At 62.8% G+C, this 10171-nt stretch carries 11 protein-coding genes (1 of these 11 running past the window's edge); all 11 read right to left on the bottom strand.

Annotated elements, in window-relative coordinates; all coding sequences use genetic code 11:
- A protein-coding gene (locus P4826_RS00165) for a phosphoribosyltransferase (RefSeq protein WP_317702050.1) crosses the window boundary here: on the bottom strand, positions 1–138 show its 5' portion. Its footprint begins 387 nt before the window's first position; 138 of the gene's 525 nt are visible here — the first part of the coding sequence; it begins with the start codon at positions 136–138; its stop codon lies off the left edge, out of view.
- Positions 139–209: 71 nt separating this feature from the next.
- Entirely contained in the window at positions 210–1586 is a 1377-nt protein-coding gene (locus tag P4826_RS00160) for an adenylosuccinate synthase (protein ID WP_317702049.1), read from the bottom strand.
- Between the two features lie 35 nt (positions 1587–1621).
- A complete protein-coding gene (locus P4826_RS00155) occupies positions 1622–2770 on the bottom strand; it encodes an ATP phosphoribosyltransferase regulatory subunit (protein WP_317702048.1) in 1149 nt (382 codons plus the stop codon).
- A gap of 68 nt (positions 2771–2838) precedes the next feature.
- Positions 2839–3030 carry a DUF2065 domain-containing protein gene (locus P4826_RS00150; protein WP_317702047.1) on the bottom strand — a complete coding sequence of 64 codons (192 nt, stop codon included), beginning with the start codon at positions 3028–3030 and terminating at the stop codon, positions 2839–2841.
- Positions 3031–3050: 20 nt separating this feature from the next.
- Positions 3051–3974: a protease modulator HflC gene (gene hflC, locus P4826_RS00145; RefSeq protein WP_317702046.1), complete on the bottom strand. Its 924-nt coding sequence runs from the start codon at positions 3972–3974 to the stop codon at positions 3051–3053.
- 9 nt (positions 3975–3983) lie between these two features.
- A complete protein-coding gene (hflK, locus tag P4826_RS00140) occupies positions 3984–5357 on the bottom strand; it encodes an FtsH protease activity modulator HflK (RefSeq protein WP_317703809.1) in 1374 nt (457 codons plus the stop codon).
- A gap of 52 nt (positions 5358–5409) precedes the next feature.
- Entirely contained in the window at positions 5410–6609 is a 1200-nt protein-coding gene (gene hflX, locus P4826_RS00135; protein WP_425605193.1) for a GTPase HflX, read from the bottom strand.
- 45 nt (positions 6610–6654) lie between these two features.
- A complete protein-coding gene (gene hfq, locus P4826_RS00130; RefSeq protein ID WP_317702044.1) occupies positions 6655–6903 on the bottom strand; it encodes an RNA chaperone Hfq in 249 nt (82 codons plus the stop codon).
- Between the two features lie 77 nt (positions 6904–6980).
- Positions 6981–8324, bottom strand: coding sequence for a ribosome biogenesis GTPase Der (der, locus tag P4826_RS00125; RefSeq protein ID WP_317702043.1), 1344 nt, complete (start codon positions 8322–8324; stop codon positions 6981–6983).
- Between the two features lie 18 nt (positions 8325–8342).
- On the bottom strand, positions 8343–9491 hold the full coding sequence (gene bamB, locus P4826_RS00120) for an outer membrane protein assembly factor BamB (protein WP_317702042.1): 1149 nt from the start codon (positions 9489–9491) through the stop codon (positions 8343–8345).
- Entirely contained in the window at positions 9488–10168 is a 681-nt protein-coding gene (locus P4826_RS00115) for a YfgM family protein (RefSeq protein ID WP_317702041.1), read from the bottom strand. The genes bamB and P4826_RS00115 overlap by 4 nt, the downstream gene beginning before the upstream one ends.
- Between the last annotated feature and the right edge of the window lie 3 nt (positions 10169–10171).

Raw genomic sequence — 10171 nt, 5'->3', positions numbered from 1 at the left:
ACGCAGGCCGCCCCGGGCGAGGCACAAAATGGTGTCGAACTCCCAGCCGGACTGATGCACTTTCAACGCCAGCTTTTCGATCAGGTTGTGGTACTCGTCGTAGCTTACGTAAAGGTGTTTGCCGTCTTCAGTCAGCATTTAATGCTCCTCTTTTCATATCACATGTCGCTTTATTCACGGGCGTCATAGCCCGATTGAATGTGAACTTCCTAGCCGGCAGCGTAGGGGTTTTGCACCAAAATGGTGTGATCCCGATCGGGGCTCGTCGAAATCATCGCGATGGGCACGCCCGTCACCTGTTCAATACGCTCCAGATAGTTGCGCGCCTGGACTGGCAAGGCGTCATAGCTCGTCACGCCCACCGTCGAATCCGCCCACCCTGGCATTTTTTCGTAGATGGGCTTGCAGCGAGTAATGTCGTCCGCCCCCATGGGAAGCAGGTCGATGCGTTCGCCGTCGAGGTCATAGCCGACACACAACATCAAGTCTTCCAGGCCGTCGAGCACATCCAGCTTGGTGATGCATAGCCCTGACAGGCCGTTGACCTGTGCACTGCGCTTGAGCAGCGCGGCATCAAACCAGCCGCAGCGGCGACTGCGGCCGGTGGTAACGCCCTTCTCGGCACCCACGGTGCTCATGTGATAGCCCGGCGTGCCTGGCTTCTCCCATTCCAGCTCGGTCGGGAACGGGCCGCCTCCCACCCGTGTGCAGTAGGCTTTGGTGATACCAAGCACGTAATGCAGCATCCCGGGCCCGACACCCGAACCCGCGGCGGCATTGCCCGCAACACAGTTGCTGGAGGTGACGTAGGGGTAGGTGCCGTGATCGACATCCAGCAGTGTGCCCTGTGCACCTTCGAACAGCAGGTTGGCACCCGCTGCATGGGCTTCGTTCAGCTCGCGCGACACGTCCGCCATCATGGGCCTGAGCATCTCGGCATGGCGCATGGCCTCGGCGAAAACCGGATCGAACTGAACCTGCCCGTCTTTCATGTATGGCCTGAGCGCATCGCTGAACTGAAAACTGCCGGAACCCAGGAAGGTGCTCAACACATGGTTGTGCAAGGCCAGCAACTCGCGCAACTTCGCGACAAACCGCTCCGGATACTTCAGATCCTGCACGCGCAGCGCACGCCGCGCGATCTTGTCCTCGTAGGACGGGCCAATGCCACGCCCCGTGGTACCGATTTTTTCGACGCCACCATGCTCACGCGCTGCCTCGCGGGCCACGTCGAGGGCCACATGGAAGGGCAGGATCAACGGGCAAGCCTCGCTGACACGAAGGCGCGACCGCACCTCCACGCCAGCCTTTTCCAGCCCCTCGATTTCCTCGAACAGCTTGGCTGCGGAAAGCACTACGCCATTGCCGATGTAGCACTTCACGCCTGGGCGCATGATGCCGCTGGGAATCAGGTGCAACGCCGTCTTGACCCCGTTGATGACCAATGTATGGCCAGCGTTGTGGCCGCCTTGGAAGCGCACCACCCCCTGTGCGCTTTCGGTGAGCCAGTCGACGAGCTTGCCCTTGCCCTCGTCACCCCACTGGGTACCGACCACGACGACGTTGCGTCCTTTGCTAGTTTTCATGTCAAACCCGATTCAAATACTGGAAAAATCAAAAATCAGATGGCCTGGACAACCCAGCGATCACCAACCCGGATCAGCTCACGGTCGCAGCGGAATTCATCCACCTCGCTGCCATGCCCCGGCAGCATGCACACCACAGTCTCGCCTTGCGAGCGCAAGGATGCGATCGCTGCATTTGCCCCCTGCCCTTCCCCCCAAGGCGCGCGGATGGCTGCCTTGAGCGGACGGGGCGAAACGACGCTGACCAGTTGCTTGATATCCAGGCTGAAACCCGCTGCAGGGCGGTTGCGACCGAATACCGCACCCACCTCGTCATAGCGACCACCACGCACCAGCGCATCGCTTGCGCCCTGGGTGTAGATGGCAAAACGGGCGCCACTGTAGTACGCATAGCCGCGCAGATCAGCCAGGTCAAAGGTCACTCGTGCACCTTGGATGCTGGACGCCAATACCCTCAAATCCGATAGCACGTTGCGCACGCCAGCTATGGATTTCAGGGCGATTTCTGCCTCATCCAACACACCGACATCACCATACAGCTGCAACAGTGCCAAGAGTCCTTCGCGCGAGGTGGCAGGAAAATCGCGGGTCAGCGATGTCAGCTCGCTGATGTCTTTTGCCGCCAGCGCCCCATGTACGCGACCCAGGGTCTGCCAGCCCACCGGAACCCCCGCCAGCAGGCTGCGCACGATACGCACGTCGGCCAGATCGACGCTCACGTCCTGCACATGTGCGCCGCGCAAGCATTCCAGCGAGAGCTGGACGGCCTCGATATCTGCCTCCATGCCTGGGTGACCGTATATCTCCGCACCAAACTGCAGGGGCTCGCGTGTGGCATGGGGCCGATCCGGACGCGTGTGCAGCACGGGGCCGCAGTAGCACAGCCTCGTCACGCCCTTGCGATTGAGCAAATGGGCGTCGATGCGGGCCACTTGCTGCGTAGTGTCTGCGCGCAGCCCCAGCGAGCGACCTGAGAGCTGATCCACCAATTTGAAGGTCTGCAGATCCAGCGCCTCGCCGGTGCCGGTCAAAAGCGAGTCCAGATGCTCAAGCAGCGGCGGCATAACCAACTCGTAGCCGTAGCTGCGAGCGGTATCGAGCAACCCGCGACGAAGTTCTTCGATGTGCCGCGCCTCGGAGGGCAATACATCGGCAATGTGATCCGGCAGGACCCAGGCAGACATGGAGTGGGGAAGGCTGTTAAAAGAACGATTCTACCGGCACGCGCAGTAAGCACCCGTACCCGCTGCCACTATGACAACAGCAGGAGAACCAGAGCGCCGCCAAGCATGCTGAGCAGCGCACAAAACCGGATCTGCCCGTCACGCAATTGCAGAATCTGCGTGAACATTTGCCGCCAGCCAGTGGGCGAAACGAAGGGAAAAATCCCTTCGATCACCAACACCAGCCCGAGAGCCATCCAAAAACTGTCTGCCCAGTCCATGAGCCGCAATGAAAGTCTGCTCAGGGCTTGCGGGGTGCAGCGCCGGGAGCCGCTAACGTGCCGGGTGCCGCGCCGCCACGAAACGCCTTGAAGAAATCGGTGGAGGATGGATCAAGCACCACCACGTCGCTCTTGCGGTTGAAGCTGGCCTTGTAGGCCTCCAGGCTGCGATAGAACTGAGCAAACTGCGGATCACGCCCAAAGGCCTCTGCGTACTGGCGCGCCGCTTCAGCGTCGCCCTCACCCTTGATCTTCTGCGCATCACGGTAGGCGTTCGCGATGGCGATCTCCCGCTGGCGATCGGCGTCGGCGCGGATTTTTTCGCCCTCGGCGGCGCCGGTCGAGCGCAGCTCGTTGGCCACACGCTTACGCTCGGCCTCCATGCGTCGGTACACGGACTCGGTGATCGCTTCCACATAGTCCACGCGCGTGATACGCACGTCCACCACATCCACGCCCCATGGCTTGGCGCCACGCACGGCCTCCAGCACCTCGCGCTTGACGTCTTCCATCAGGGCATCACGCTTGCTCGATAGCAGCTCCCTCACGGTGCGACGATTGACCTCTTCCTGGAAGGCATTGCGCACCACACGATTGAGCTGCATGGCGCCCGCACTCTCATCCAGGCCGACATTGCGGATGTATTCCTGCGGATCGGAAATACGCCAACGCACATACCAGTCGATCACCACGCGCTGCTTCTCCGCCGTCAGCATGGACTCGGTGTCCGAGCTGTCCAGCGTCAACAAGCGCTTGTCGATATAGCGCACGTTCTGGAATGGAGGCGGAAGCTTGAAGTTCAGGCCAGGCTCGGTGATCACTTCCTTGATCTGTCCCAGTGCATACACCACACCAAACTGACGCTGATCGACCACGAACATCATGGAGCTGGCCAAACCCAGCAGCACCAGGATGCTGGAAACAAAAAATCCGATTCTGTTCACACAGATCTCCTATCGAGACTCACGTTCGCGCGAGCGGTTGGGGTCGCGCGTGATACGGGAGTCGCTGGGAAATTGAGAGGGTGCAGCAGTGCCAGTGGATCCGGCAGGCGGAGCCTCTGGAGTTGCCGCTGGCAGTGTTTGCGAGACACCCTGCATGATCTTGTCCAAAGGCAGATACAGCAGATTGGAACCCTGGCGCGACTCCACCAGCACCTTGGTGACATTGCTGTAGATCTGCTGCATGGATTCGATATACATGCGGTCGCGTGTTACCTGGGGGGCTTTCTGGTACTCCGTCAGCACGGCAGCGAAACGCTGCGCATCACCCTGGGACTGGGCCACGATGCGCGCCTTGTAAGCGGCGGCTTCTTCTCCCAGGCGCGACGCCGTACCCACTGCACGCGGAATCACGTCATTGGCATAGGCCTGCGCCTCGTTCTTTGCGCGCTCGCGCTCCTGACCCGCCTTGAGCACGTCATCAAACGCCGCCTGCACCTGCTCCGGCGGACGCACGCCGCCCTGCTGCAGGTTGATGCCCACCACTTCCACGCCAATCTTGTAGCGATCCAGAATGCTTTGCATCAGGTTGCGCACGCGCGGGGCAATCTGGTCGCGTTCTTCAGCCAGCGCAGTGTCCATCTTCATCTTGCCAACGACTTCACGCACCGCCGTCTCCGCCACCTGCACCACGGCATCAGCCGGGTTACGGCTCTCGAACAGCCATGCCCTGGCATCATTCAAGCGGTATTGAACGGCAAACTTGATTTCGACGATGTTCTCGTCTTCTGTCAGCATCGCCGATTCGCGTAGACCCGTGCTCTTGATGATGGTGTCGCGCCCAACGTCAGCCGAACGGATCTGGGTCACGAACACCAGCTCGTGACGCTGGATGGGATAAGGCAAGCGCCAGTTGAAGCCGGCATTTACCGTGCTCTTGTACTTGCCGAACTGCGTGATCACGGCCTGCTGGCCTTCCTGCACGATGAAGAAGCCCGTCCCCAGCCAGATCAAAACGGCTATGGCCGCGATCAGACCAACGCCTACCCCGGCGTTCTTCATGTCGGGTTGCAAGCCACCGCCGCCATTGCCGCCGCCTGGCATGCGCCCTCGGCCACCGCCATAGCCGCCTCCAAATAAGCCGCTCAGCTTGCGATTGAGGTCACGCCATAGTTCATCGAGGTCCGGCGGTTGCCCACCTGGACCCTGGTCACGCCCTCTGCCGCCCTGCGGCCTGTCGTTGTTGGGGCGTTCCGGCTGCTGGGGGCGCTCATCTGATTCGCCCTTGTCGTCACCACGGCCCCAGCGCGGATCGTTGAGATTGAACATCCCTCGGATGCGCTCGGGCAACAATGCCCAGCGCGAGGCACGGTTAGGAAGATTCATGCGCAAGTTCTCTGGTTCTTTGTAGATCTGTAACAACCGGCATTGTGCCCAATCAAACATGGGGATTCGGCAATTCAGTGGCCTGATCAGGGGACATGCTGTTGGGACTGGCCGCGGATGCCACCACCTGCGCCAGCTGTTCACGCAATGCCGCCACCCCTTCGCCCTGGCGTGCGCTCACGAAGATGCGCGGCACCTTGCGCCCATCCAGTGCGTACATGTCCTGCAATTGCTTGGGCCTGGATTCGAGCGCCATGGCATCGAGTTTGTTGAATACCAGTAACTGCGGAATGTCCGAGGCGCCAATTTCCGCCAACACCATTTGCACCTGGGCAATCTGCTCCGGGTAGTCAGGGTTGGCCGCATCCACCACATGCAACAGCAGATCGGCATCCACCGCCTCCTGCAATGTGGCCTGAAAGGCATCGACCAACCCGTGGGGCAGATCACGGATGAAACCCACCGTATCCGACAGGGATGCCGAGCCGGCCGCCTCGCCCAGGTACAGCTGCCGCGTCGTGGTGTCCAGCGTGGCAAACAGCTGGTCGGCGGCGTATGCGCGCGCCTTCACCAACGCATTGAATAAGGTGGACTTGCCCGCGTTGGTGTAGCCAACCAGGGAGATGTTGTAGGTATCACGGCGCTCGCGCTGGCGCCGCTGGGTCGCGCGCTGGCGCTTGACCTTGAGCAAACGCTCGCGAGTGCGCTTGATGGCGTCGCCGATCATGCGCTTATCCAGCTCGATCTGCGTCTCGCCCGGGCCGCCGCGCATGCCGATGCCGCCCTGCTGGCGCTCCAGGTGGGACCAGCGGCGCACCAGCCGGGTGCTGAGGTACTGCAGACGCGCCAACTCCACCTGCAGCTTGCCCTCGTGGCTACGCGCACGCTGGGCGAAAATCTCCAGGATCAGCAGGGTGCGGTCGTTCACCGGCAGCTGCAGATGGCGCTCCAAGTTGCGCTGCTGTGCCGGACTCAGGGCCTGGTCGAACAACACTTCCTGGGCACCATGCATCTGGGCCAGGGTTCGAATCTCGTCGGCCTTGCCGCTGCCGACGAAGAGCGCTGCATCCGGCGCCTTGCGCTTGCACGTCAGTCGAGCTACCGGATTCAGGCCCGCGGTCTGTGCCAGCAAGCCCAGCTCCTGCAAGTCGGCGTCGAAATGCGGCGCACCAAAATCCACGCCGATCAACAGGACCGGCGTGGTGCGGGCATCGGAAGATGGCTTGGAACTCAAGGCTGCGGATCCTTGCATGCGAAGCGCTTGGACCCTGGCAATGCCTCAAGCTGCGTTGCTGGCTTACTGATTGCTGCCCTCGGCGGTTTCTACCGTAGAGAAATTGACGGCACGCCCCGGCACGATGGTGGAGATAGCGTGCTTGTAGACCATCTGCGTGACCGTGTTGCGCAACAACACGACATATTGATCGAAGGACTCGATCTGCCCCTGCAGCTTGATACCGTTGACCAGGTAGATGGACACCGGCACATGCTCGCGACGCAGTGCGTTCAGGAAGGGGTCTTGAAGAAGCTGACCTTTATTGCTCACGATATTCTCCGTGTTCAAAAATGTTGTTGTAAAGCGGCACCTTACCACAGCCGCGCTGCCATATGCAGCGCAAGGGCTCAGGCGCCGTTCTTGTCGGTGTAAGGATTGCTGGAGGTTTTCATTTCTATGCGCAGCGGTGTGCCAACCAGGTCGAACTCCTTGCGGAAACGCCCCTCCAGAAAGCGCTTGTAGGCATCCGAGACATGTTCCAGGGAATTGCCGTGGATCACGATCACCGGTGGATTCATGCCACCCTGGTGCGCATAGCGCAGCTTGGGACGGAAGCCGCCGGCACGCTTCGGGGTCTGGAATTGCACTGCTTCGTGCAGCAGGCGCGTGAGCACCGGCGTGGGCATCTTGCGGTTGGCCGACTTGTAGGCCTGCGCGATGGAAGTCCACAGCGGCGCTATGCCCTGGCGCTTGATGGCGGAGATGAAATGCAGCGGGGCAAACTTGAGGAAGGACAGGCGCGACTCAATGGAGCGCTCCAGCTGCTGGCGCTGATAGTCGTCCACCGCGTCCCACTTGTTCACGGCAATCACCACGGCGCGGCCACTTTCCAGGATATAGCCCGCGATATGCGCGTCCTGATCCGTCACGCCCTGAGTGGCATCAAGCAACAGCAGCACCACGTTGGCCGATTCGATGGCCTGCAGGGTCTTGACGACGGAGAACTTCTCGATGGCCTCGAACACCTTGCCCTTGCGGCGCAGGCCTGCAGTATCGATCAGCTCGAACCGCTGGCCATTGCGCTCGAACGGCACCGAGATGGCGTCGCGCGTCGTGCCCGGCAGATCGAAGGCCACCAGGCGCTCCTCGCCCAGCCAGGTGTTGATCAGCGTGGATTTGCCGACATTGGGGCGCCCGGCGACGGCCAGGCGTATGACGGTGGCCTCGGCGCCGGCTTCGCACTCATCCACCTCTGGCAGAGCCAGGGGTTCGAGCGCCAGCTCGACCAGACTGCGCACGCCCTGACCATGTGCGGCCGACACCGGATGCACCTCGCCCAGGCCCAGTTCATAGAACTCGGCCAGATGGGGGCTGTCCTGCATGCCCTCGGCTTTGTTGCCGGCGAGCACGCACGGCTTGCCCAGGCGGCGCAGGTAGTTGGCAATGTCATGATCCTGCGCCGACAGGCCGCCGCGCACATCCACCACGAAGACCACCACATCGGCCTCTGCCACGGCCTGGCGCGTCTGCTTGGCCATCTCGCGGAAGATGCCGCTACCGGCATCGGGCTCGAAGCCCCCCGTGTCGATGACGATGTATTCGTGCTGGCCCTGGCGGCCATTGCCGTAGTGGCGGTCGCGCGTGAGGCCGGCAAAGTCGGCCACGATGGCGTCGCGCGACTTGGTCATGCGGTTGAACAGGGTGGATTTGCCCACATTGGGCCGCCCCACCAGGGCAATGACCGGTTTCATCCCAGTGTCCTATCTGAATCAGTCGGGGCGAAAGCCATAGACGCCGCCCTTGCGCGTGACCACCACCAGCGTGTCGCCGGCGGCCACGGGCGCCGCGGCAATGCCCGAGCCATCCGTGGCCAGGCGGTTCAGCGGCGCCGCGTCCGCACGCGACAGCAGATGCACCAGGCCCGCGTCGTCGCCAATGACGACCGAACGGCCCAGCAGCAGCGGCGCCGTCAGCTTGCGAAACTGTAGCCGCTCGGACGTCCAGGCACGCTTGCCATCGGCGCGCTGCCAGGCGACGACCGTGCCATTGCTCTCGGTGCCAAACAGCATCTCGGCGTCGCCGTCCAGGCCCTCGCTGCCGCCGGCCGGCTGCGTCCAAAGCACCGCACCGCGGGCCGCGTCTATGCAGCCCACTGTGGCCTGGAAGGCGCGCGCACACAGGTTGTCACCCACGCGGCTGGTGTGGCCGACGATTTCAACCAGGCGCTCCACATCATTGGTACCGCGCGGGCTGGCCAGGGGCGCCTCCCAGCGCACCACCCCGTTGTCAGGGTTGAAGCCCACCAGGCGCCCCGAAAGGCCCGCCACCAGGGTGTCGCCCACGGCCATCAGCACGCCAGCCTGGCGCAGTATCAAGGGCTCGCCCGGGCGCTGCTGGCCCCACAGGCGGTAGCCCGTGGCCGCGTCATAAGCCGAAACGGAGCGATCGGCCGCCAGCACAAACACCCGATTGCCCGCCACCAGCGGCGCCGTATAGGCCTGCGCCGTCAGTGGCTTGCGCCAGATTTCACGCCCGCCATCGAGCACGATGAGCTGCGCGCCCTGGGAAACCACGGCAGCCCAGCGGCCATCGCTGCCCACGCCCGCGGCCAACGGCAGGTTCAGCTGGGTGCGCCAGACATCGCCACCGGTGCGTGCGTCGATGGCCGCCACTTCACCATTGGCGGCAGCCAGGGTGAGCGTGTTGGCGTTCACATGGACATCCAGCGCCAGGCCGTCCATGGCACCGATCTTGGCCGTCCAGGCCTGGCGTACGCCGAGCACGGGAACATTCGGCCCCAATTCAGCCGGCTTGGGCTTGGGCGACCCGCCCCACAGCGAACAACCGCTCGCGCCCAGCAGCGCGGCCAGCGAGAGCGTCAGCGTCAAGACGCGGAAGTTTCTGCGCGCGGCGATCACTGCGCGCTCCCGGCCGGTGCGGCAACGGCCACGTTCTGCGCCTGCGCGCCCAGAGCGTTCAGCTTGGCTTCGACCAGGCGACGGTATTCCACGCTGTCACCAAAGGCCTGGTAGGCACGGCGGTACTCGGCGATCGCCTCCTGATTTTTGCCCAGCAGTGCCAACACGTCGCCCTTGCGATCTGCCACGACCCCGGCAAACTCTGCCGGCATGCTGCCCGACAGTTGCGCCATCGCTGCGTCATAGGCCTTCTGCTCCATCAGCACCCCGGCCAGCCGCAGCCTGGCCAGTGCCACGTAGCCCTCATCGGAGGATTTCTCGGCCACCCAGGTCAACACGCCCTTGGCCGCATCCCATTTGCCGGCGTCGGCCAGGGCCTTGGCTGCCAGCAGGCCTGCCTGGCCGGCCTGGGTGGTGCCGCCATAGCCGGACTGCAGGTCACCAAAGGCCTGCTCCACGCGCGCCATGTCGCCCGTCTGCGCAGCCAGTTCCACGGCCTCCACCAGTGCGGTGGCCTGCTGGGCCTGGCGGCCTTGCCAGAGTCGGTAGCCGTTCCATGCGGCAAAGCTGCCCATGATGACGACCAGCGCCCAGGTGATGGGCGTGCCCCATTTGTTCCAGAAATGCTTCAGCTCCTCGAGCTGTTCTTGTTCTTGCAGGTCAAAGTTGTTTGCCATGTT

Origin of the sequence: Diaphorobacter limosus, from assembly GCF_033100095.1 — a bacterium.
Lineage (GTDB): Bacteria > Pseudomonadota > Gammaproteobacteria > Burkholderiales > Burkholderiaceae_C > Alicycliphilus > Alicycliphilus limosus.
The sequence above is the reverse complement of the archived record's forward strand: the minus strand, read 5'-3'. Positions and strand labels throughout refer to the sequence as shown.

Excerpts from the sequence above, each read along its gene's own strand:
- hflX (WP_425605193.1), bottom strand. The coding sequence starts at position 6,609 with ATGCAAGGATCCGCAGCCTTGAGTTCCAAGCCATCTTCCGATGCCCGC.
- P4826_RS00115 (WP_317702041.1), bottom strand. The coding sequence starts at position 10,168 with ATGGCAAACAACTTTGACCTGCAAGAACAAGAACAGCTCGAGGAGCTG.
- der (WP_317702043.1), bottom strand. The coding sequence starts at position 8,324 with ATGAAACCGGTCATTGCCCTGGTGGGGCGGCCCAATGTGGGCAAATCC.
- P4826_RS00155 (WP_317702048.1), bottom strand. The coding sequence starts at position 2,770 with ATGTCTGCCTGGGTCCTGCCGGATCACATTGCCGATGTATTGCCCTCC.
- P4826_RS00160 (WP_317702049.1), bottom strand. The coding sequence starts at position 1,586 with ATGAAAACTAGCAAAGGACGCAACGTCGTCGTGGTCGGTACCCAGTGG.
- P4826_RS00150 (WP_317702047.1), bottom strand. The coding sequence starts at position 3,030 with ATGGACTGGGCAGACAGTTTTTGGATGGCTCTCGGGCTGGTGTTGGTG.
- hflK (WP_317703809.1), bottom strand. The coding sequence starts at position 5,357 with ATGAATCTTCCTAACCGTGCCTCGCGCTGGGCATTGTTGCCCGAGCGC.